This window comes from Nocardioides rubriscoriae, from assembly GCF_008087085.1.
Classification (GTDB): Bacteria; Actinomycetota; Actinomycetes; order Propionibacteriales; family Nocardioidaceae; genus Nocardioides; species Nocardioides rubriscoriae.
This window is the reverse complement of sequence record NZ_VIYJ01000003.1, coordinates 182104-204888: the sequence shown is the minus strand read 5'-3', so window position 1 is coordinate 204888 and position 22785 is coordinate 182104. Positions and strand designations below refer to the sequence as shown.

Sequence of the window (22785 nt, the reverse complement as noted above, 5' to 3'; positions counted from 1 at the left end):
CCCACCCACCGGCCCCATCACCGGCTCCCCGACCGGCCCGGCTCGACGAGCGGCGTGCCGTGGAGGTGCTCGTAGCCGGCGTCGAGCAGGGCCACCAGGTCGCTGCCGGGGTCGCTGATCCACTCGCCGAACGCCGCCACCCAGGTGGCGACGGCCGCGGCGGCGGTCACCCGGTGGGCGAACGTCGGGTGGTCGAGACCGGCGCGCTCGGCGAGCACCGCCGCGAGGGTCGCCTGCCAGGCGAGCAGCGAGTCGGCCGCCCGACCGCGCAGCGTCGGGGACGAGGCCAGGGCGGCGGCCCGCAGCTCGACGCGCTCGCGCTCGGCGAGGAAGTCCTCGGCCATCGTCCGCAGCACCCAGGCCGCAGCCGCCGCGTCGTCAAGGTCGCGCGGCAGGGCGCTGAGCCGGCTGACCAGCTCGGCCTGCCGGCGGTCCCACCCCATGTCGAGCACCTCGTCCTTGGCCGCGAAGTAGCGGAAGAACGTGCGCGGCGACACCTCGGCCTGCTCGGCGATGGCCTCGATGGTGGTGGCGTCGTAGCCGCGCTCGGCGAACAGCCGCAGCGCGGCGTCCTCGAGCGAGCGGCGCGTCGACACCTTCTGCCGCTCGCGCAGCCCGGCCACGTCTCAGTCCCCCGCGACCGCGGCGTTGAGCCGGGCCACCGTGTCGTCGTGGTCGGCCGAGCCGCCGCTGCGCAACCGCACGCGGTGCAGCGTGCCGGTGAAGGCGAACGGCGGGGTGTAGTCGTGCGAGAGGGCGAAGCCGCGGTCGCGGCCGACGAGCATGCCCGCGGCGGCCGACGAGAGGTTGGGCAGGAACATCAGCCCCAGCACCGGCTCGCGGGCCACCTCCTCCCCGTCGACGCGGACCACGGCGTGGGCGGGCCCGTCGGCGCCGGCGGCGACGTAGGCCAGCTCGAGGACGTGCGACCCCGGGGCCAGGACGTGGTCGGCGGCGATGCGGGTCTTGATGTCGAGCAGGGCGAAGACCGCGACGGGACGCCCCTCGAGCACGTAGAGACCCCAGCCGCCGTGCCGGTCGCCGGCGGCGGTGACGACGCCCTCGACGCCACCCTCGGGGACCTCGATGTCGGCGGAGAGCACGAACCCGCCGCCCGTGGTCGGCAGCTGCGGCTCCTGGATCGGGCCACCGCCGGGCGTGTAGACCGCGCTGCGCGGCGGCGGGTACTCGCCGGGGTGCAGGTGGGCCAGCGAGTCGGGGAACTCGAAGAGCGGCAGCACCTGGTTGCGTCCGGCCTCGGCCCACCAGAGGCCCTCGAGCCGCCGGACCACCCCGGGGTGGTCGTCAGCGAGATCAGTGCTCTCGGAGAAGTCGGCGGCCAGGTCGAACAGCGACCAGCGGTCGGTGTCGAAGTCGAAGCTGCCCTCGAGGTGCTCGCGCTCGCCGAACTGGTTGGCGACATGGTCGGTGACCGCCTTGTAGCCGTCGGCGTAGATCGCGCGCGAGCCCATCATCTCGAAGTACTGCAGCGTGCGGTGCTCCTCGGCGTCGGGGTCGGTCAGGCTCGCGAGGAACGACGCCCCGTCGACGGGCTGCTGGCTGACGCCGTCGACCGAGGCAGGTACGCCGACGCCCGCGGCCTCCAGCAGCGTCGGGAACAGGTCGACCACGTGCGTGAACTGGCGTCGTACGGCGCCCGGGTCGGCGATGCGACGCGGCCAGCGCACGACCAGCGGGGTGCGGACCCCGCCGAGCCAGGCGTAGCGCTTCCACAGGCGCAGCGGGGTGTTGCCGGCCCAGGCCCAGCCGAAGGGGTAGTGGTTGAACGCGTCGTGGCCACCGAGGTCGTCGATGGCGGCCAGCGAGACCGACTCGTCCTCCTGCAGCCCGAGCCAGCCGGCCGCCTCGTTGATCGTGCCCGTCGGACCGCCCTCGGCGCTCGCGCCGTTGTCGGAGAGCACCATCACGATGGTGTTGTCGGCGACGCCGCGCTCCTCGAGGCTGTCGAGCAGCCGCCCGATGTGGTGGTCGGTGTGGGTCATGAACCCGGCGAAGACCTCCATGTAGCGGGCGTAGAGCCGACGCTGGTCGGCGGTGAGGCTGTCCCACGGCGGCACCCAGGAGGGGCGCGGGGTCAGCACGGTGTCGGCGGGCACCGCGCCGGCGGCGACCTGGCGCGCGAACACCTCGTCGCGATAGGCCTCCCAGCCCTGGTCGAAGCGGCCGCGGTAGGGCTCGACCCACTCCGGTGGCACGTGGTGCGGCGCGTGGGCCGCGCCGGTCGCGAGGTAGCAGAAGAACGGCTTGCGGGACTCGGCCTGCTGCTGGTCCTGGATCATCCGGATCGCCTGGTCGACGAGGTCCTCGGTGAGGTGGTAGCCCTCCTCCGGGGTCTTCGGCGGGTCGACGTGGGTGTTGTCGCGCACCAGCTCGGGGGCCCACTGGCTCGTCTCGGCGCCGAGGAAGCCGTAGTAGCGCTCGAAGCCGAGCCCCAGCGGCCAGCGCTCGAACGGCCCGGCCGAGGAGTACTCCGTGCGTGGCGTGAGGTGCCACTTGCCGACGGCCATCGTGTTGTAGCCCTCGTCGCGCAGCAGGCGGGCCATGCTCGCGGCCGAGCGCGGGATCCGGCCGGTGTAGCCGGGGAAACCCATCGCGGCCTCCTCGGTGACGCCCATGCCGACGGCGTGGTGGTTGCGGCCGGTGAGCAGCGCCGCGCGCGTCGACGAGCAGACCGAGGTGACGTGGAAGCGCTGGTAGCGCAGACCCTCGGCCGCCAGGGCGTCGATGCGCGGGGTGTCGAACCCGGCGCCGAAGCAGCCCAGCTGGGCGAAGCCGACGTCGTCGAGCACGATCACCACGATGTTGGGGGCGTCGGGGCCGGGGACCCGGTACGGCACCGGGCGCCCGTCGGAGCCGGCGACGCGGTCGCTGATGCGCTGGGGCGGGGGGAGCTGGTCGGACATGGGCACACCTTGAGGGTCACGGGCCGAAATGACAACCCGTTGACACTTGGCAGTCGACTGACACAGAATCCGCCCATGTCGCAGCCCGGACCCCGCGCCGGGTGGCGTACCTCCCCGGTCCTGGTGCTCTTCGGGCTCAACCTGGTCGACGAGCTCGACCGGCTCGCCTTCGCGGCCTTCACCCCCGAGATCCGCGACGCCTTCGGGCTCACCGACGCGCAGGTGGTCGGGGTCGGGGCGGTGGCCGGGTTGTGCATCATGCTCGGCGCGCTGCCCCTCGGCTGGCTGGGCGACCGGACCTCCCGGGTGCGCATCGTCGTGGTCGCCGCGCTCGTCTGGAGCCTGATGTCGGTGCTGACCGGCCTGGCCTGGGCGCTGTGGGTCGTCCTGGTCGCCCGCGCCGCGTCGGGCATCGCGCGCACCTCCAACGAGGTCGTGCACCCGAGCCTGATCGCCGACTACTACGAACCACGCGACCAGCCGCGCGCCTTCCAGTGGCACCGCTCGGCCACTCCCGTCAGCACCGCCCTCGGCCTGGTCGTCGGCGGGATCGGGCTGGTGCTGGGGTGGCGCTGGACCTTCGTGGTCATCGCCGTGCCGACCTGGCTGCTGCTGGTCGCCGCGGCTCGGCTCCGGGAGCCCGCCCGTCGCGGCGCGAGCCCCTTCACGGACGCCACGGCCGCGCGCCCGACCCTGCGCGAGGCCCGGCGGCTCGTGGCCCGGCCCGCGACCATCCGCCGCTGCTGGGCGGCCGGCTTCCTGCTCGGGGCGGCGTTCTTGACCATCACCCAGCTGCTGTCGCTGTTCTTCGAGCGCGAGCACGGCTTCGACACGCTCGGTCGCGGACTCGTGCAGACGACGTACGGCGTGGGGACGGTCCTCGGGATCGTCCTGGGCGCCCGCGCGTCCGGGCGCGCCGTCGCCCGCGACCAGTGGGAGCGTCTGCCGGTCGTGATGGCCGCCGGCGTGCTCGCCACCGCGGTCGGGCTGCTGCTGCTGGCCGTGACCCCGTGGGCGGTGCCGAGCGTCGCGGCGACGGTGGTCGTCGGGGTCGGCATGGGCGCCTGGCAGCCGGCGTTCTACCCCCTGGTCGGGCGCCTGGTGCCGGCCTCGGTGCGTACCCAGGCCTACGGCTGGACGCTGCTGGTGTGCGGGCTCGGCGCGTTCTTGTCGGTGCCCGTCGCCCGGCTCGGCGAGAGCGCGGGCTACCGGCCGGCGTTCGGAGTGCTCGCCGCGGGGGTGCTGGTGTCGGCGGCGCTGCTGCGCTCGGCCAGGCGCACGGTGCCCAGCGACATCGTGCCCGAGGGCGACGGCGTGACGACGGGGCAGCGCGTGCCGGAGTAGATCGTCGGCATGCACCGGTTGCAGTGGATGCACTTGCCCGGCTGGGTGCTGCCGGCGGCGAGGCGGTTGACCAGGTCGGGCTCGCGCAGCACCGCGCGGCCCATGGCGACGAAGTCGAACCCGTCGGCCATCGCCTGCTCCATGGTCTCGCGGCGGTTGATCCCGCCGAGCAGCATCAGCGGCAGCGTGAGGGCTTCGCGGAAGCGCAGGGCGCGCTCGCGGAAGTAGGCCTCCTCGAAGTCGTAGGACTTCAGGAACGACCGACCCATCGGCGTCCTCATGCCCCACCGCACGAGCGGGGGCATGGTCGCGGCGAACTCGGCGTGCGGCACGTCGCCGCGGAAGAGGTACATCGGGTTCATCAGCGACGACCCGCCCGACAGCTGCAGGGCGTCGAGGTGGCCGTCGACCTCCAGCAGGCGGGCGACCTCGATCCCCTCGTCGGTCGTGACCCCGCCGCGGAACCCGTCGCCCAACGACACCTTCGCGGTCACCGCGCACTCGTCGCCGACCTCCTCGCGCACCGCTCGCGCGACCTGGCGCGCCAGCCGCGCGCGGTGCTCCAGCGGGCCGCCCCACCGGTCGCGCCGCTTGTTGAGGCCCGGCGCCAGGAAGGACGAGACCAGGTAGGAGTGCGCCATGTGGAGCTCGAGCACGTCGAAGCCCGCGCCGACCAGGGTGCGGGCGGTGGCGACGTAGGCGCGGGTGATGCGGGTCAGGTCCTTCTCGCTCGCCGTGCGCACCATCTGCATCGACAGCGGGCTCGGCATCCGGCTCGCCGCGAGCGCGCGCACCCCGTTGGAGCGGCCGTTGGCGACCGGGCCCGCGTGGCCCACCTGACCGGCGATCGCCGCCCCCGCGTCGTGGACGGCGTCGGCGAGCCGGGCCAGCCCGGCCGCGGTCGCGTCGCCGACGACGACCTGCTCCCGGTGGGTGCGCCCCTCGGGGGCGACCGCGAGGTAGGCGACGGTGGTCAGCCCGATGCCGCCGCGCGCCACCGCGAGGTGGTAGTCGACCAGCCCGTCGGTGACCTGACCCTCGGGGGTCCGCCCCTCGAAGGTGGCGGCCTTGACGGTGCGGTTGCGCAGCGTGACGGGGCCGAGGGTGGCGGGGGCGAAGACGTCCGGGACGACCATCCCGGAACTGTAACCTGTTCTAGTTTCGTCGGGCATCCCTAGAGTCGCGGCCATGGACCTCGTCGAGCGGCTGCGCGCCGCAGGCTGCGTGTACGCCGAGGACGAGGCGGTGCTGCTGGTCGAGGCGGCCGAAGGCGACGGTGCCGAGCTCGAGCGGCTCGTCCGCGAGCGCGTCGCGGGTCGCCCCCTCGAGCACCTGCTCGGCTGGGCCGAGCTCGACGGCCTGCGGGTCGTCGTCGCCGACGGTGTCTTCGTGCCGCGCCGGCGGACCCTGCTGCTCGTCGAGCTCGCCGACCGGCTCGCCCCCGAGGGCGGCACCGTTGTCGACCTGTGCTGCGGCAGCGGGGCGCTGCTGGCCGCACTGGTCTCCCGGCGTCCCGACCTCGACGGGCACGCCGCCGACCTCGACCCCGACGCCGTCGCCTGCGCCCGGGTCAACCTCGCGCACCTCGGGCCCGACCGGGTGCACGAGGGCGACCTCTTCGACGTGCTCCCGCACCACCTGCGGGGCCGGGTCGACGTGCTGATGGTCAACGCGCCGTACGTGCCGTCCGACGAGATCGACCAGATGCCGTCGGAGGCCCGCGACCACGAGCGCCGCCTGTCCCTCGACGGCGGCGGCGACGGGCTCGACGTCCACCGCCGGGTGGCCGCCGACGCGACGACCTGGCTGGCCCCGGGCGGCCTCTACGTCGTCGAGGTCGCCCCCATGCAGGTCGACGCGATGACGGCGGTGATGGCCGCCGCCGGCCTGGAGCCGGCCGTCGCCGAGGACCCCGATCTCGAGGCGACCGCGGTCATCGGCCGTGCCCGTGGCTGAGCCTCGGTAGGATCGACGCCGGACATGGGGTCCCTCCCTGCACGCGGGCGCCCACGACACGACCGGGAGCCGGCGAGGAGGACGAGGAGGACGAGGGTGAGCACCACCGCACACCGCTGCCTCGGCGCCCTGCTGGCCGTCGCGCTGGCCACCGTCCCGACCGCGTGCAGCGGTCGGCCCTTCGCGGCCCAGGCCCAGGAGGCGTCTGCCGGGGGCCGGGCCGCCCCCACGGTCGCCGTGTGGACCGACGGCGTCGCCGTGACCGCGGGAGGCAGCCTCGTCACCGGCCGCGTCACCACCGACCAGGGCACCCGACGGGTCCGCGTCGAGCTGCGCAACGCCTACCCGGTCGCGATCCCGGACCCCTGCGAGCAGAGCACGGTCAAGAACCTCCACTCCTACCTCGACGGCCGCACCCTGGTCTGCGAGCTCGACGGCGACACCACGGCACTGACCTTCACCGCGATCGTCGACGGCGGGGTCGCCTCGCGGGTCGGCGGCAGCGTCACGACCCGCACCGACAGCGCGACGAGCACCGGCTCCCTGCCCGAGCGGGTCGTCACGAGCGCCTCCGACCTCACCCCCGACACACGGCTGCTGTCGAGCCCCGACTTCCTCAACGCCGACGTCGGCGACCTCTCCCGGGGCCCCAACCGCTGGGACCCCAGCCGCTCGACCAACGGCACCAACGCGTCGTACGACGCGGCCCTCGGCCTGGTCCTCGACGACTGGGCCGCGCTCGACCCGGCCGCCGTGCTCGTGGCCGGCGACCTGGTCAACGGCCGCTGGGGCGCCGACGACCAGGACACCGGCACGTTCGGCCCGGTGGGCACGCTGGCCGACAAGCGGGCCGCGGTGCGCAGCGCCGCGCGCACCTACTACCCCCAGTGGCAGCAGCGCTTCGACGACCACGGCCTCGCGGTGTTCCCCTCGATCGGCGACCACGAGCTGGGCGACAACCCGTTCGGCCCCGGCAAGCGCGACCTCGCCGCGACCTTCCGCAGCGAGTTCGCCCGCCAGTTCACCACCGACGCCGACGGCACCCCGCGCTACGGCGAGCGCCCGCCCGGCCCGGCGCGAGGCACGGCCTGGGCCGCGCGCCCCTCCCCCGACGTGCAGGTCGTCTCGCTCGACGTCTTCGACGTCACCCGCGACGGCGTCCGGATCCGCCTCGACCCCCAGCAGCTGCGGTGGCTCACCCAGGTCCTGGCCAAGGCCCAGCGCGACCAGGTGACGTGGACGATCGTCGAGAGCCACGTGCCGATCGTGTTCCCGGTCCGCCACCGCGCGTCCAGCGCCCTGCACTACGAGGGCGGCACCCGGTCGGCCCTGTGGAAGGTCCTGCGTCGCTACGACGTCGACCTCTACCTCAGCGGCGAGGTGCACGACACCCAGCTCGTCGCCCGTGACGACATCGTCCAGGTCAGCCACGGCGGCGCGTTCCAGTTCGGTCTGACCACCGCCCTGGTCCTCGACTTCTACGGCGACAACCTCTACCTCACGCTGCGCGACTACGACATCCGGCGCCGCGACGTCGGCGAGCGACTCTGGGAGACCCGGCGCTCCGGGCTCTACGGCGAGCTGACCACCCAGCGGGCGCCCCTGGTGATCGGCACCGCGAGCCTGCACGACGACGGGGTCGTCGACACCAGCGGCATCCTGACCCCGGTCGACTCACGCGTGGACTGACGGGTGCGCCCGCGGTGCGGTCCGGCGTACGCTCACGTCGCATGAAGCGGGTGCACCTACCGTCCTACAAGTCGGCCGACCGCAGCGCCGGTCTCGACCCGGAGGCCGACTGCGTCGCGATCTACCGGTCGCTGCTGATGTCGGAGTTCCCGTGGGACCTCAACCAGTCCCTCAGCCTCGCGCTCTTCCGCACCTACGCCGTGCCGAGCATCGGGCGGCTCCTCGACGCGACCGGTGGGTTCACCACGGCCTGCCAGAAGCGCTACGACGACACCGTCCTACTCCTGGAGGCGCCGGTCCTGCACGGCTTCGACAGCCCCGAGGGCCGCGCGGGCATCCGACGGGTCAACCAGATGCACGCGATGTACGACATCAGCAACGACGACATGCGCTACGTGCTGTCCACCTTCGTCGTGGTGCCCAAGCGCTGGCTCGACGACTACGGCTGGCGACCGCTCAGCGAGGGCGAGCTGACCGCCTCGGTCCACTACTACCGGGCGCTCGGACGGCGGATGGCGATCAAGGACGTCCCCGAGACCTACGAGGGCTTCGCCGACCTGATGGACGCCTACGAGCGCGAGCACTTCGGCTACGACGAGGGTGGACGCCGGGTGGCCGACGCGACGCTCGACCTGATGGCGTCGTTCTACCCCCGGGCCGCCGCGGCCGGCGTCCGGCTCTTCAGCCGGGCGCTGATGGACCAGCCGCTGCTCGACTCGTTCGACTACGACGCCGCGCCGCCGCTGGTGCAGCGGGTCTCCAGCGGCGCGCTCAAGGCCCGGGCGCGAGTGGTCGGGCTGCTGCCCCCGCGTCGCCGGCTGCGGCACGCGATCGACACCCCGCGCATCCGCAGCTACACCGTCGCACCCGACCTGTCGGCCATGGGCACCTTCGCGCCGGGCTGCCCGGTCGGTCCGGGTCTGGCCCGGGCGACGGCCCACACGGCGACGGCCGTCTGACCGGGGATCGCGCCACCGGGCTCAAGGCTCGTCGCGCTCGAGCACGCCGTCCCAGGCGTCGTTGAGCGCGCGCAGGCCCTCGATGACCGACGCCGTCCGCGCGGGCCCGAGCGCGTCGAGCGCGGCGCGGATCGTGCCGGCCCGGACCAGCCCGTCGTGGCGGTAGGCCTGGGCACCGGCCGCGGTCGGGCGCACCAGCCGGCTGGCGCTCCCGGCGACGTCGTAGCGCTCGAGCCAGCCGGCGGCGATGGCCGCGTTGACCTGGCGGTTGACCGTCGACTGCTCGAGGTCGAGGTCGTGCGCCAGCTGGCGCAGCGTGCGTGGCTCACCGTCGTCGAGCACCCAGAGCAGCCGGAAGGCGGAGTTCTCGAGGACCACCCCGTCGTAGACGTGGCGGCGCCGCCGTTGCAGCCGCAGCAGCTGGTCGCCGAGCGCGGCGACCTCGGCGAGCGGGTCCGGCTCGTCTGCGGGCATGGTCTGGGATTCTTTCAGGTGAGGAGCCGATGTGTACCGTACACATCGTGGACGCCCGCGACTCCCGTGCCCTCCTGACCGTCGTCGTGCTCTGCTTCGGCGGGCTCAGCGCCTCGCTGACCCAGACCCTGGTGATCCCGATCCAGGGCCGGCTGCCCGAGCTGCTGCACACCTCGCCGTCCAACGCCGGCTGGGTCGTGACGATCACGCTGCTCGCCGCCGCGGTGACGATGCCGATCAGCGGCAAGCTCGGCGACCTGTTCGGCAAGCCCGTCGTGCTCATCTCCAGCGCCGCCATGCTCGCCGCCGGGTCCGTCGTCTGCGCGCTGTCCGACACCCTGTCCCCGATGCTGGTCGGTCGCGCGATGCAGGGCCTGGCGATGGGGTTCATCCCGGTCGCGATCGCGCTGATCCGCGAGGTCGTGCCTCCCGACATGGCCAACACCGGCATCGCCGCCATGAGCGCCACCCTCGGCGTCGGCGGGGCGATCGGCCTGCCGCTGGCCGCCTGGGTCGTGCAGACCTTCGACGTCCACGCCCTGTTCTGGATGGCCGCCGGGTTCGCGGCCCTCCTGCTCGTCGGCCTGCTCACCCTGGTCCCCCGGGTCCGCGACGCCCGGGGCGGACGCGTCGACCTCGTCGGTGCCGCCGGCCTGGCCGTCGGCCTGGTCGGCGTCCTGCTCGGTGCCTCCAAGGGCCGCGAGTGGGGCTGGCTCGACGGTCGCACCGTCGGCTCGATCGTCGTGGGCCTCGTCGTGCTCGGCGTGTGGGCCGTCTTCGAGCTCGGCCAGGACGAGCCGCTGGTCGACCTGCGGGCCACGGCCCGGCGCCCCGTGCTCCTCACCAACGTCGCCGCCGTCGCCATCGGCTTCGGCATGATGGCGCAGGCCATCGTCGTGCCCCAGCTGCTGCAGCTGCCCACGTCCACGGGCTACGGCCTGGGTCAGACGGTCCTGCAGGCCGGGCTCTGGATGGCGCCCGGCGGGCTGATGATGCTGGTGTTCGCCCCCGTCTCCAGCCGGATGATGACCACCGTCGGGCCTCGGGTCACGCTGATGACCGGCGCCGCGGTGCTCGGGGTCGGCTACCTCGTCGCCACCTTCCTCATGGACGCCCCCTGGCAGCTGCTCGTCGCCTCGATCGTGATCAGCTCCGGCGTCGGCATCGGGTACGCCGCGATGCCGGCCCTCATCATGGGTGCGACCCCGCCCCACGAGGCTGGGTCCGCGCTCGGCGTCAACGCGCTGTCGCGCTCGGTCGGCACGACCGTCGCCGCGGCCGTCATGGCCACGCTGCTCGCCGGCTCGTCGGGCCGCAGCGGTTTCGAGCTGTGCTTCGTCATCGGTGCGGCCGCCGCCTTCGTCGGCCTCGTGATCACCGCGCTGGTCCCCCACGTGCACCAGCGCGCGGGCCAGGCGGAGGCCGCGCAGACCGTCTCCGCCTGACGCGGGTCGGTCGCACCGGCTGCGGGAGTCAGGCCGACCCGGCCAGCACCGCGCGCACGGTCGGCTCGACCGCGTCGGCGATGGCGGCATAACCCGCGTCGTTGGGGTGGAACCAGTCGGCCGCCAGGCGGCCCTTCCAGGAGTCGGGACCCGAGACGCGCAGGTCGAGCATGACGACCCGGCCTGCGGCCGCGGCCCGCTCGACGTGCGTGTTGGCCTGCCCGGCGACGCCGGTCGGCTGCGGGAGGGTGGCGACCACGGTCCCGGTGGGCACGGCGTCGACGAGCTCGGCGAAGGCCGCCGGCAGCCGCTCGCGCCGACCTCGCCCGCCGAAGAGGTCGTTGGAGCCGACCATCACGGTGACCAGGTCGTCAGGTCGCGAGCCGACCTCGGCCAGGGCCGGCAGCTGCTGCTGGAGCACGTCGTCGGTGCGCGCGCCCGTCGCCGACAGGTTGAGCACCTGCAGCCCGTCGCCGGTCGCGGCCAGGCGGCGGGCCAGCTGGCCGACCCACCCCGCGTCGTACGACGAGGCCCCGACGCCCTGCGACATCGAGTCGCCGAGCACGACCCACCGGCGACCGGAACGACTCGTGTCGCTGAGGGTGGCGAGGTTGTGGGCGTGCCACGCGTCGGCGTAGGGATCGACCTGGCGCCAGACGCGGGCGACGCCCGGAAGGACGGCGCTGCCGACCCGCACGACCCGGCCGGGCGGTCGTCCGGTGCGGTTGTCGTACCTCACGAGCGCGCCGGGTCGAGCAGCTGGGCCAGGTGGAGGCTCGGCCGCTCGCGCAGGTCGGCGACCTGGGTGCGGCAGGAGAAGCCGTCGGCCAGCACGACCGAGTCGGGGGCGGCGTCGAGGGCGGGCAGCAGCTGCTGCTCGGCGACGGCCACCGAGACCTCGTAGTGGCCGATCTCGACGCCGAAGTTGCCGGCCAGGCCGCAGCAGCCCGAGACCCGCGAGACCAGCGCGCCGGTCGAGGCCAGCAGGGCGGCGTCCGCGGCCCAGCCCATCACCGCGTGGTGGTGGCAGTGCGGCTGGGCGACGACGGTCGTGCCGCTGAGGTCGGGCGGCTGGTAGGACGGGGTCTCGGCGAGCAGCTCGGCCAGGGTGCGCACCGACGCGGCGACGACGTCGGCGTCGGGGCCGGGCACCAGCTCGAGGGCGTCGCTGCGCAGGACGCCGGTGCACGACGGCTCGAGCCCCACGATCGGCACGCCGTCGCGTGCGGCCACGGCGAGCGAGGCGACGGTCCTCCCGAGGATCTTCTTGGCGGCGTCGAGCTGGCCGGTGGTGATCCAGGTCAGGCCGCAGCACAGGCGCTCGTCGGGCAGCCGCGGGGCGTAGCCGGCCGCCTCGAGCACCCGCACCGTCGCCGCCGCGACCTCGGGGTCGAAGGAGTCGCTGAACGAGTCGACCCACAGGATCACGGGCCTGCCGCCGGCCGCCGCGGGTGACGGGCCGGCGTACGAGCGACGAAAGGGGCGCCGCGCGAAGGCCGGCACCGTGCGCCGACGGTCGACCCCGGCCAGCCACAGTGCGAGCGCGCCGAGCAGCGGCAGCCGCATCATCAGGTTGGCCAGCCGCGGCACGCGGCCGGCCAGCTGCGACCACATCGGCAGCCGCCCCAGCGAGTAGTGCGAGCGCGGCCGCAGGCGGCGGCGGTAGGTCTGGTGGAGCACCTCGGACTTGTAGGTCGCCATGTCGATGCCGGTGGGGCAGTCCGACGCGCAGCCCTTGCACGACAGGCAGAGGTCCATCGCGTCGTGCACCTCGGGCGCCGACCACGCGAGCTCGCCGCGCACGACGTCCTGCAGCACGCGAGCGCGGCCGCGGGTGGAGTCCTTCTCCTCGCGGGTCGCGAGGTACGACGGGCACATCACGCCGCCGGCCGCTGCATTGTCGGCGCGGCACTTGCCGACGCCGGTGCAGCGGTGGACCGCCTGGGCCAGGTCACCGTCGTCGTGGGGGTAGGCCATCGCCAGGCGCGTGCGCCGCCCGGTCAGCTCGATCGGGAAGGACCCGGCGTAGCGCACGTCGGCGTCGACGGGGTCGGGGTCGACGAGCACGCCGGGGTTGAGCAGGTTGGTGGGGTCGAAGGCGTGCTTGATGCCGGCGAACATGGCGATCGCCTGCGCGGAGTACATGTGCGGGAGCAGCTCGGAACGGGCGCGACCGTCGCCGTGCTCACCCGACAGCGACCCGCCGTACTCGCCGACGAGCTTGGCGGCGTCGGTGAGGAACGCCCGCAGCACCTGGGTGCCGTCGGGGCGATCGAGGGGGTAGTCGAGGCGCACGTGCATGCAGCCGTCGCCGAAGTGGCCGAACGGCGCCGACGTCATGCCGTAGGACGTGACCAGCTCGTCGAAGCGGGCGAGGTAGGAGCCGAGCATGTGCGGCGGTACGGCGGCGTCCTCCCAGCCGGGCCAGGCGGGCCTGTCGACCGGCGAGCGGCCGGCCATGCCGGCGCCGTCCTCGCGGATGCGCCACAGCCGGGCCTGCGTCGCCGGGTCGGGCACGACGAGCGCGTCGACGCCCAGGCCGGCGGCGGCCAGCCGCTCCGCGCGGCCGCGCACCTCGTCGGCGTCGTCGCCGGCGAGCTCGACGAACAGCCAGGCTGCCCCCTCCGGCAGCGGCGGCACCGCACCCTCGCCGCGACGGGCGCGCAGCACGGACAGCAGCCGGGAGTCGAGGCCCTCGCAGGAGGTCGGGCCGTGGGTGACGACCGCCGGGGAGGCCTCGCCGGCCGCGACGATGTCGTCGAAGCCGAGCACGACGACCACGCGGACCGGGGCGTCGGTCACGAGCTTGACCGTGGCCTCGGTGATCACGCCGAGGGTGCCCTCGGAGCCGACGAGGGCCTGGGTGAGGTCGAAGCGCTCGGGCAGCAGGTGCTGCGCGGCGTAGCCCGACACCTGCCGGCCGAACCGGTCGAGCTCGGTGCGGGCCGTGGCGAGGTGGTGGCCCATCACGTCGCGGACGCCGGCCAGCACCGCGTCACCCCCGCTCACCGTGGGGCGGCCCGTGGCGTCGTACCCGGTGGCGACGGAGTCGCCGGCGGCGGTCAGGAAGCGCAGCGCGGCGACGTTGTCGGAGGTGCGGCCGTAGGCCAGCGACCGGGAGCCGCAGGCGTTGTTGCCGATCATCCCGCCGATCGTGCAGCGGGGGTGGGTCGACGGGTCGGGGCCGAACCGCACGCCGTGCGGCGCGACCGCCTTCTGCAGCACCGCGTGCACCGTGCCGGGCTCGACGACGGCGGTGCGCGCCTCAGGGTCGACCGACAGCACCCGGTTGAGGTGGCGGGAGAAGTCGAGCACGATGCCGCGCCCGACGGCGTTGCCCGCGACCGACGTGCCGGCGCCGCGCGAGGTCAGCGGGACGCCGGTCTCGCGCGCCACGGTGAGGGCAGCGGCGACCTCGTCGACGCTGCGCGGGCGCACGACGGCGAGCGGGGGGATGCGGTAGAGCGAGGCGTCGGTGGCGTACATCGCGCGGGTGCCGGCGTCGGACCGCACCTCCAGGCCCGCCGCCGTCAGGGCACCCACCACGTCCATCACGTCGTCCACAAGTAACATGTTACTCATGCCCGTCCTCACCCTTCCGGCCGACGCCGCCTCGCTGACCGACGCGGTCGTCGAGGCCGTGCGGATGGGGGTGCAGCAGCAGGAGCTGGTGCCCGAGGAGGTCTACTCCGTCTACCAGCTGGCCGACCTGCTCGGCGTCTCGCGCAGCCCCGTGCGCGAGGCCATGCTGCGACTGGCCGAGGTGGGGCTGGTCGAGATCGCCCGCAACCGCGGCTTCCGCATCGTCCTGCCGACCGCCCACGACGTCGAGGAGATCTTCGAGATACGCCTGGCCCTGGAGCCGGCCGCGGCCGGCCGCGCCGCCGAGCGCGGGTGCCCCGACGTCGCCACCCACCTCGACGCGATGACGCGCGCCGTCGCCGACCAGGACGAGCCGGCCTTCTGGGACGCCGACCGGGCGCTGCACCGCGCGCTCCTGGTCGCCGCCGGCAACCGCCGCGCCGCCGAGGTCGTCGAGCAGCTGCGCGCCACGACCGCCCTCCTCGGCCCACCCACCACCGCCACCGGCCGCTCGCTCGCCGAGATCCTGGCCGAGCACCAACCGATCGTCGACGCGGCCCTGGCCGGCGATGCGGCGCTCGCCGAGCAGACGATGCGCGAGCACCTCGTGCACACCCGCGACCTCCTGACGGGCTCCTGACGGGCCCCTGATAGGTCGGGCGTAACCAAGGTCACGCCAAGTTCACCCCTTGGTGTTTTGCACTGTTACCACCCCAAGTGCAGACTGCACTTTATGATTAAGAGTGCAAAGCGAGACCGTGCGGCGACGTCGCAGCACATCACGTTGTGCGCCCTGCGGCTCACCGACGAGCACGGGCTCGACGGCTTCACCATGGACGACCTCGCCGCCGCGGCCGAGGTGTCACGACGCACCCTGTTCAACTACTTCCCGGGCAAGCTCGACGCGGTCCTGGGTGAGTGGCCGACCCTCGACGACGACGACGTCGACGAGTTCCGCGCCGGCGGCCCGGCCGGTGACCTGCTGCTCGACCTGCGCACCCTCGTCCTGCCGCTGCTCGGCGACACCAGCGCCGACCGCGAGATGCTCGCGATGAGTCGCCGTGCGCTGCGCTCGAACCCCCGCCTGATGGGGGCGATCCACGAGCGCTACGAGGCGATCAGCCACGACGTCATCGACCACGTCGTGGCGCGCGAGGGCTCGGGCTTCGGCAAGGCCAACGCCAAGATCGCCGTCACGATCCTGGCGGCCCTCTTCGACGCCTCCTTCGACTCGTTCCTCGACGACCCCCGGATGCGCCCGTTCGCGCACCACTTCGACCAGAGCCTGACGACCGCTCGGTCGCTCCTCGGCGCCTGACCGCGCCGCCCACCCGACGCACCCCGCACCCACCCCACCCCCCCCCTTCCCCACACCCCTTCGCGGACCCACCAGGAGACCCTGTGGCCACCTACCTCTACCGACTCGGTCGTACGGCGTACCGCCGCTGGCCCTTCTTCATCGCCGGCTGGCTGACGCTGCTCGTCGTCGTCGCCGGCGCGGCCGCCGGGTTCGGCAAGCCGTTCAACGACGCGTTCACCATCCCGGGCATCCCCTCGGAGAAGGCCGCGACGCTGCAGTCGGAGCTGTTCCCCGGCTCCGAGGACGCCTTCGCCCGGGCCAACGTCAACGTCGTGGTCGCGGCCCCCGAGGGCGACACGCTGTCGCAGCCGAAGTACCAGGACGCGATCGCGACGCTGGTCGACGACCTGTCCGCACTGCCCCAGGTGTCGTCCGCGGAGGGGGCCAACCCGCAGCTCGGCAACCCCGTCGACCTCGCGAAGGCACAGTCCGACGCCGCGCTCACCGCGGCCGACAAGGCCGGCACCGACCCGCAGGTGGCGCAGGCCAACGCCCAGGCGCTCTCCCCGCTGTCCGCCGACGGCCGCGCCGGCATCATCGCCTTCGACCTCGACGTCGACTCCCCGACCGACGTCGAGCAGGCCACGATCGACGCCCTCGACGACGCCATGCAGACCGCGCGTGACGCCGGACTGACGGTCGAGGCCAACGGGTCCGGGTCGCAGGTGCAGGCCTTCGGTGGCGGTGCCGCCGAAGCCATCGGCATCGCGATCGCCCTGGTCGTCCTGCTGCTCACGTTCGGTTCGCTCGTCGCAGCCGGCATGCCCATCCTCACCGCCGTCTTCGGCGTGGCCATCGGGCTGACCGGTGTGACCGCGATGACGGCCCTCATGGACCTCAACTCGAGCACCACCGCACTGTCCTCGATGATCGGGCTCGCCGTCGGCATCGACTACACGCTCTTCATCCTGGCCCGCTACCGCTCGGAGCTGCGGCACACCGACGACCGCCAGCAGGCGGTCGGCATCGCGGTCGGCACGGCGGGCTCGGCGGTCGTCTTCGCCGGCCTGACCGTCCTCATCGCCCTGTCCGCCCTGTCGGTGGTGCGCATCCCGTTCCTCACGTCGATGGGCCTGGCCGCGGCCGGCACCGTGCTGATCGCCGTCCTGGTCGCCCTGACCCTGCTCCCGGCCGTGCTCGGCATGACCAAGTCCAAGGCGTTCGGCGGCCAGGTGCGCGAGTACCGCCCGGCCCACGAGGCCGACGGCCAGGTGCTCAACAACGGCGTCCGCTGGGCCCGCGTCGTCGGGAAGCGCCCCCTGGCCGCCGCCCTGCTCGTCGTGGTCGCCCTCGGCGCGCTCGCCCTTCCTCTCAAGGGTCTGCACCTGGCCTTCCCCAGCGACTCCACCGCCGCCAGCGAGACCACGCAGCGCAAGGCGTCGGACCTGATGAGCGCCGAGTTCGGCCCCGGCCGCGAGGGCCCGCTGCTCGTCGTCGTCGACGGCCGTGGGGCGACCGACCCCTCCCAGGCCTTCGCCGACGTCGCCGCCTGGGCCTCGGGTCAGGACGGTGTCGCGAACGCCCAGGTCGTCGGCACCAACGCCGACCCGAGCAACCCCGACGCCGTCGCCACCGGTGCGCTGATCCAGGTGCTGCCCGAGGCCGGACCCGACGACGAGGCCACGCAGGACCTGCTCGACTCCCTGCGCGACGGCCAGTCCGGCATCGAGCAGCAGACGGCCACCACGATCGGGGTCACCGGCCTGACCGCCATCACCACCGACGTGTCCGACCGCTTGGCCGGGGCACTGCCGATCTACCTCGCGATCGTCGTGGGGCTGGCGTTCATCCTGCTGATGATCGTCTTCCGGTCGCTCCTCGTGCCGCTCACCGCGACCGCCGGCTTCCTGCTCTCGGTGCTCGCCACCCTCGGCGCGACCGTCGCGATCTTCCAGGAGGGCACCTTCGGACTCTTCGAGCCGCAGCCCATCGTCAGCTTCATCCCGATCTTCCTGATCGGCGTGGTGTTCGGACTGGCCATGGACTACCAGGTCTTCCTGGTCACCCGGATCCGCGAGGCCCACGTGCACGGCATGAGCACCCGCGACGCCGTGGTCGACGGCTTCCGCAACAGCGCCCGTGTCGTGGCTGCCGCCGCGGCGATCATGACCGCGGTGTTCTCGGGCTTCATCCTCGAGGACGACGCGATCATCAAGTCCATGGGCTTCGCCCTGGCCGCCGCCGTCGTCTTCGACGCCTTCGTCGTGCGGATGGTGCTGATCCCCGCGCTGATGTACCTGATGGGCGAGAAGGCGTGGTACCTCCCGGCCTGGCTCGACAAGGTCCTGCCCAACGTCGACGTCGAGGGCGAGCACCTCCCCCGCCCCTACCTCACCGACCGCGAGGTCCTCGCCGACGACGGCGACCACGAGCCCGTCCTCGTCGGCTGACCCTCCCCACCCCGTCGACCCGTCGCGTACACGCGACGGGTCGACGAGCTCTTTCGCTGACCCGTCGCGTATACGCGACGGGTCAGCGAGATGTGGTGGTGACCCGTCGCGTACACGCGACGGGTCGGCTCAGGGGCGGGGCACCAGGCGGTGCAGGGCGGTGACGTGGCCCGGCTCGAGCTCGTCGAGCGATGTGACGCCCAGCAGGCGCATCGTGCGCTCGACCTGGCCGGCGAGGATCTCGATGGCGCGGTCGACGCCCTCGCGTCCGCCGGCCATGAGGCCGTAGAGGTAGGCCCGTCCGATCAGGGTGAAGTGGGCACCGTGCGCGATCGCCGCGACGACGTCCTGGCCCGACATGATGCCGGTGTCGAGGTGGACCTCGACGTCGGAGCCGATCTCCTTGACGACCTGCGGGAGCAGGTGGAACGGCACCGGCGCCCGGTCGAGCTGGCGGCCGCCATGGTTGGACAGCAGCACGGCGTCGACCCCGGCGTCGGCCAGGCGTACGGCGTCGGGCAGCGACTGCACGCCCTTGACCACGACCTTGCCCGGCCACTGGGCCCTGATCCAGGCCAGGTCGTCGTAGGTCACCGTCGGGTCGAACATGGTGTCCAGCAGGTCGGCCACGGTGCCCGACCACGCGTCGAGCGAGGCGAACGCCAGCGGCTCGGTGGTGAGGAAGTTGATCCACCACGCCGGCCGCGGGATCGCGCCGACCACCGTGCGCGGGGTCAGCGACGGCGGGATCGTCATGCCGTTGCGCACGTCGCGCAGCCGCGCCCCGGCCACCGGCACGTCGACGGTGACCAGCAGCGTGTCGTAGCCGGCCTTGGCGGCGCGGTCGACCAGCGCCATCGAGCGGTCGCGGTCCTTCCACATGTAGAGCTGGAACCAGTGCCGCCCGCCCGGGTCGGCCGCGGCGACGTCCTCGATCGAGGTCGTGCCCATCGTCGACAGCGCGAAGGGGATGCCGGCCGCGGTCGCCGCAGTCGCACCGGCGACCTCGCCCTCGGCGTGCATCATCCGCGTGAAGCCGGTCGGCGCGATGCCGAAGGGCAGCGCGACCCGCTGGCCGAGCACCTCGCGCGAGGTGTCGACGGTCGAGACGTCGCGCAGGATCGAGGGGTGGAACTCGATGTCGGCGAACGCCTGACGCGCCCGGGCGAGCCCGACCTCGCCGTCGGCAGCGCCGTCGGTGTAGTCGAAGGCCGGCTTCGGCGTACGCCGCTTGGCCACCCTGCGGAGGTCGTCGATGGTCAGCGCCTTGTCGAGCCGGCGCTTCTTGGGCGACAGCTCCGGCTTCTTGAACTGCATCAGGGGCGCAAGGTCGTGGCGCTTGGGCATCTGGCGCTTCATGGGACGACTCCATCACGGTGGGTCGGCCGAGGGGTAGGGGTGTCGGGCGGGCGCGCCTCGGCGGCGACCACCGTGACCTACGGGGCACCCGGCCCGGCCCCGCGGGACCCGTGGTCGAGAAGGTGCCCAGGTGCGGCTGGGGTGGTCTCGAGACGGTCGCGGGCGACCTCCTCGACCACCGTGCGCCCGTCACCGGACGGACAGGTCCTCGTCGAGGCCGAGCAGGGACTCGCGGTCGCCGGCGGGGACGGCGAAGCAGGTGCCGCCCGAGCGCAGCACGAGCCGCGAGCGCGGGTCCCCTTCGGTGAGGCCGACGCTCAGGCCTGCGCGGGCGGCACTGAGGCGCTGGCGACCCCGGTCGAGGTGGGGCTGCTCGGTGAGCGTCCACCCGTGGCCCTGCAGGAGCGCGACCACGGTGGCCAGGTCGGGGTCGGGGCGGGTGCCGACGATCGTGGCGGTGACGGCGTAGTCGTAGGCGGTGGTCTCGTCGGCGCGGAAGCGGCAGCCCTCGGGCCCGGCACCGAGGAGGTCGACGCGGCCGCCGAGCGCCTCGCCGATCGCCGCGGCGAGCTCGGGGACGGCGCGGCGGGCCTGGTCGCGGGACAGCAGGTAGTCGGCGTACTGGTCGGGCTCGGTGAGCGTGGCGTCGTCGGGCCGGCCGCACCCTGTGAGCAGCAGCAGCGTGAGCAGCACGGCGGGGAGCGTCCTCATCGTCGCGGGATCCCGTCGGTGTCGCCGTCGCCGTCGGTGTCGTAGAGGTCGGAGGGCGCCTGGTCCTCCGGGTCGAGGGCCGGTCCCCACCACGGGTCGTGGACCGACCCGGCGAGGGTCGGGTCGTGGCCGGCGAGGATCTCGCCGAGGTTGTGCAGCGACTCACTGTCGTTGTCGTAGTAGCCGGAGTGGTCGTCGTGGCCCGGCCCGGCGTTGGCCTGGAACCGTACGCCGCCGAAGCCGTCGTCGGCCGGGTCCTGGCCGTGGCCGAGGCCCCCGAGACCGAGGGCGCCGTTCTGGCCGAGGCCCGCGACCGCATCGTCGTGGTTCTGCCCGACGTAGAGCTGACCCCGGGGGACGTCGAGGTCGCCGACGTCGTCGATGCCCTCGCCGAGGCCGGGGCTGCCGACCGCGACCGCCCGGTCGACGTCGACGTGGTGCTCGGACAGCGCGGCCCCGAGGGCGACTGACCCGTAGGAGTGGCCGATCGGGACGATGTCGGCGTCGCTGCCACGCACGGCGCGCAGGCCGTCGATCGACTCCGCGAGCAGCGCGCCGCCGTGGTGGGCCGCACCGGCCGAGGCCGCGGTCCGCGCGGCGTCGACGCCGTCGACCTCGGCCGGGGCGTCGTAGCCGATCCAGGCGATGCTGGCGTAGTCACGGTCGGGGTCGGCGGTCGTGGCGGCCTGGTGCAGCTCCCACGCCCGGTCGGTGTAGGTGCCGATGTCGTCGGCCTCGGTCTTGATGCCCGGCACGTTGATCGCCACGGCGTCGGCGGTGTCGGGGTCACCGACCGCGACGGCGACCCGGCCGTCGACCCCGCCGTCGTCCTGCACGTAGGCGCCCGGGTCGTAGATCCACAGCAGCACCGGGACGCGGTGGCCGTGGGCGTCGACGTCGTGGGAGTGGCGGTCGAGCGCCTCCTCGACCGCCTCGGCGTTGTCGAGGGTCTCACGCTCGCGGAGGGTGAGCTGGCCGAGGTCCTCGAGGTGTCGCAGCGTGGCCAGGTCGCGGCTGAGCCGGACACGGTTGGCGGCGTCACGGTCGACCGCCGGGACGCCGTCGAGGTCGCCGATCGCGCCCGGCGCCGCCGCGACCAGGGCCAGTCGTTGCGCCCGGGTCAGGCCACGCCACCAGGCCAGCACCTCGCCCGGCCCGGCGTCGGGGCCTGGTCTGGTCGCGAGGGCCGCGTCGGCCGGGTCGGCGGCGCCGCCGTAGCGGGACTCGGCCTGCTCGACCTCGAGGACCCGGGTGAACGCGTCGATCATCGCCTGCTCCTCGGCACCGACCCGGGTCCACCAACGGTCCTGCCGGGCGTCGAGGGCGTGGACCCGGCGGGTGAGGTCGGCCGACCGGTGCCGCAGCTCGGCGAGCGCCGCGGCGCCCAGCAGCGACTCCCGGGCGTGGAACGCGCGGACGTCGTCGACCAGGACGAAGGTCTCGTCGACCAGCGCGCGATTGGCGGCACCCAGGTCGTCGAGCTCGGCGCGCAGCCGCGCCATCCGGTCGCCGTGGTCGTCGACCCGCCGGGCCACCCCGCGCAGGGCCAGCGACATCGCGTCGGCGCGGTGCCCGTACGGCGCGAGAAGGCCGCGGTAGGTCTCGGCCGCGACCCCCACCCAGTCCAGCAGCCGACCGGCGCCGCGGGCGAGCTCGCCGGTGTCGTCGAGCCGCGCCGAGGCGGCGAGCAGCCCGGTGGCGAAGTCGGCGATGGGGGACGCGTCGACGCTCAGCCGCCGCAACGGCCGCGGGAACGGCGGGAGCGGGACGGCCGTCACCGGTGCTCCTCGAGCAGGCCCTGCAGCAGCCACGACGCCACGACCGACGTCTCGTCGGAGTCGAGGTAGTCGCGCAGCGCGTCGCGCAACCCGTCGGCGCGGACCTCGGACTCCTCGCCCAGGTCGGACAGGTGCTCGGCCCACCGCAACCGGAAGAGGAGCGCGACGACCGCGACCCGCGGCGAGAACCCGAGCGGTGGGGCGTCGGCGACCTGGGTCGAGGCCGCGACGAGGTCGACGTGCTGCTCGTCCCACGCGCGGGCCGCGCGCCCGACCTGCTCGTAGCTGACGGCGAGCTCGGTCATGACCGGGCTCGCAGCCGCCGGGACTGATCGCGCGTGACCGCCAGCGGGGCCGACACGACGGTGACCACCAGCACCCCGCCGACGTACGACGCCTCGACCGCGCGCGGGCCGAGCCGGGCCTCCAGCCGCTCGACGCGGCCGGGCGTGCAGGTGAGGTCCCAGCCGTCCAGCGCCTCCGCGACCCGCGCCAGCTGGGCGGGGCCGTCGGGCCGGTCGCGCACGACCACGGTCGCGGCCGCCTCCACGGTCGAGCGCGACCGGCCGGGCCGCAGCCGTGGCCGGCCCACCGGCTCGTCGGCGCCGAGGCCCGCGCACAGCGACCGGACCAGGGCGGCGGTCTCGTCGCGAGCCCGCTCGGCGTCGGCGTCGGCGACGGGCTCACCCGCCGGCACCGGGAGGCCCGGTGGGGGCGGCGCGAGGAGGACGGGGGTCAGGCCGGGGTGGCGACGGACCACCTCGTCCCAGAACGGGTCACCGGCCTGCCCGGTACGGCGTCGGTATCTCATGGC

The 22785-nt window shown here is 74.0% G+C and carries 18 protein-coding genes and 1 pseudogene; 8 read left to right on the top strand and 11 right to left on the bottom strand.

Translation table 11 applies throughout. The features are described from left to right. Positions 1 to 17: 17 nt before the first annotated feature. Positions 18 to 623 carry a TetR family transcriptional regulator gene (locus FZC61_RS22975; RefSeq protein WP_170286018.1) on the bottom strand — a complete coding sequence of 202 codons (606 nt, stop codon included), beginning with the start codon at positions 621 to 623 and terminating at the stop codon, positions 18 to 20. 3 nt (positions 624 to 626) lie between these two features. After that, entirely contained in the window at positions 627 to 2924 is a 2298-nt protein-coding gene (locus FZC61_RS07575) for an arylsulfatase (protein ID WP_148613556.1), read from the bottom strand. A gap of 75 nt (positions 2925 to 2999) precedes the next feature. Between FZC61_RS07575 and FZC61_RS23645 the strand changes: the two are divergent. Beyond that, positions 3000 to 4163: pseudogene (locus FZC61_RS23645) on the top strand (MFS transporter); the annotation flags it as partial. On the opposite strand, the gene FZC61_RS07565 reads toward FZC61_RS23645, so the two are convergent. Then, entirely contained in the window at positions 4130 to 5404 is a 1275-nt protein-coding gene (locus FZC61_RS07565) for an oxidoreductase (RefSeq protein ID WP_148613554.1), read from the bottom strand. The pseudogene FZC61_RS23645 and the gene FZC61_RS07565 sit on opposite strands and share 34 nt — an antisense overlap. Positions 5405 to 5456: 52 nt before the next feature. Between FZC61_RS07565 and FZC61_RS07560 the strand changes: the two genes are divergently transcribed. From FZC61_RS07560 to FZC61_RS07550, 3 genes are all read left to right on the top strand, one after another. Further along, positions 5457 to 6224: a putative protein N(5)-glutamine methyltransferase gene (locus FZC61_RS07560; protein ID WP_148613553.1), complete on the top strand. Its 768-nt coding sequence runs from the start codon at positions 5457 to 5459 to the stop codon at positions 6222 to 6224. 96 nt (positions 6225 to 6320) lie between these two features. Further along, positions 6321 to 7913: a metallophosphoesterase family protein gene (locus tag FZC61_RS07555; RefSeq protein ID WP_170286017.1), complete on the top strand. Its 1593-nt coding sequence runs from the start codon at positions 6321 to 6323 to the stop codon at positions 7911 to 7913. A gap of 41 nt (positions 7914 to 7954) precedes the next feature. Beyond that, positions 7955 to 8872, top strand: coding sequence for an oxygenase MpaB family protein (locus FZC61_RS07550; RefSeq protein WP_148613551.1), 918 nt, complete (start codon positions 7955 to 7957; stop codon positions 8870 to 8872). Between the two features lie 21 nt (positions 8873 to 8893). Here FZC61_RS07550 and FZC61_RS07545 read toward each other — a convergent pair whose 3' ends face one another. Then, positions 8894 to 9346: a MarR family winged helix-turn-helix transcriptional regulator gene (locus tag FZC61_RS07545; RefSeq protein WP_148613550.1), complete on the bottom strand. Its 453-nt coding sequence runs from the start codon at positions 9344 to 9346 to the stop codon at positions 8894 to 8896. 47 nt (positions 9347 to 9393) lie between these two features. Here FZC61_RS07545 and FZC61_RS07540 point away from each other — a divergent pair, with 47 nt between their 5' ends. Then, a complete protein-coding gene (locus FZC61_RS07540) occupies positions 9394 to 10791 on the top strand; it encodes an MFS transporter (protein WP_211357155.1) in 1398 nt (465 codons plus the stop codon). Between the two features lie 28 nt (positions 10792 to 10819). Here FZC61_RS07540 and FZC61_RS07535 read toward each other — a convergent pair whose 3' ends face one another. Together FZC61_RS07535 and FZC61_RS07530 are read right to left on the bottom strand one after the other, a co-directional pair. Continuing rightward, positions 10820 to 11530, bottom strand: coding sequence for an SGNH/GDSL hydrolase family protein (locus tag FZC61_RS07535; RefSeq protein WP_148613548.1), 711 nt, complete (start codon positions 11528 to 11530; stop codon positions 10820 to 10822). Continuing rightward, entirely contained in the window at positions 11527 to 14364 is a 2838-nt protein-coding gene (locus FZC61_RS07530; protein WP_425465811.1) for an FAD-binding and (Fe-S)-binding domain-containing protein, read from the bottom strand. Before FZC61_RS07530 ends, FZC61_RS07535 begins: the two co-directional genes overlap by 4 nt. 7 nt (positions 14365 to 14371) lie before the next feature. Here FZC61_RS07530 and FZC61_RS07525 point away from each other — a divergent pair, with 7 nt between their 5' ends. From FZC61_RS07525 to FZC61_RS07515, 3 genes are all read left to right on the top strand, one after another. Beyond that, complete coding sequence (locus FZC61_RS07525; protein ID WP_148613546.1) at positions 14372 to 15013, top strand: GntR family transcriptional regulator; 642 nt, start codon at positions 14372 to 14374, stop codon at positions 15011 to 15013. Between the two features lie 93 nt (positions 15014 to 15106). Continuing rightward, the gene (locus FZC61_RS07520; protein ID WP_148613545.1) at positions 15107 to 15691 is read left to right on the top strand and encodes a TetR/AcrR family transcriptional regulator; all 585 of its coding nucleotides are present in this window, start codon (positions 15107 to 15109) and stop codon (positions 15689 to 15691) included. Between the two features lie 83 nt (positions 15692 to 15774). Next, on the top strand, positions 15775 to 18123 hold the full coding sequence (locus FZC61_RS07515) for an MMPL family transporter (protein WP_148613544.1): 2349 nt from the start codon (positions 15775 to 15777) through the stop codon (positions 18121 to 18123). A gap of 129 nt (positions 18124 to 18252) precedes the next feature. On the opposite strand, the gene FZC61_RS07510 is transcribed toward FZC61_RS07515, so the two are convergent. The 5 genes from FZC61_RS07510 to FZC61_RS07490 form a co-directional block, all read right to left on the bottom strand. Continuing rightward, positions 18253 to 19482: an alpha-hydroxy acid oxidase gene (locus FZC61_RS07510; protein WP_148613543.1), complete on the bottom strand. Its 1230-nt coding sequence runs from the start codon at positions 19480 to 19482 to the stop codon at positions 18253 to 18255. 189 nt (positions 19483 to 19671) lie between these two features. After that, positions 19672 to 20193 carry a hypothetical protein gene (locus FZC61_RS07505; RefSeq protein WP_148613542.1) on the bottom strand — a complete coding sequence of 174 codons (522 nt, stop codon included), beginning with the start codon at positions 20191 to 20193 and terminating at the stop codon, positions 19672 to 19674. Continuing rightward, on the bottom strand, positions 20190 to 21971 hold the full coding sequence (locus FZC61_RS07500; protein ID WP_148613541.1) for an alpha/beta hydrolase: 1782 nt from the start codon (positions 21969 to 21971) through the stop codon (positions 20190 to 20192). Before FZC61_RS07500 ends, FZC61_RS07505 begins: the two co-directional genes overlap by 4 nt. Then, positions 21968 to 22276: a hypothetical protein gene (locus tag FZC61_RS07495; RefSeq protein WP_148613540.1), complete on the bottom strand. Its 309-nt coding sequence runs from the start codon at positions 22274 to 22276 to the stop codon at positions 21968 to 21970. Before FZC61_RS07495 ends, FZC61_RS07500 begins: the two co-directional genes overlap by 4 nt. Beyond that, positions 22273 to 22782 carry a hypothetical protein gene (locus tag FZC61_RS07490; RefSeq protein WP_148613539.1) on the bottom strand — a complete coding sequence of 170 codons (510 nt, stop codon included), beginning with the start codon at positions 22780 to 22782 and terminating at the stop codon, positions 22273 to 22275. The genes FZC61_RS07495 and FZC61_RS07490 overlap by 4 nt, the downstream gene beginning before the upstream one ends. Positions 22783 to 22785 lie beyond the last annotated feature (3 nt).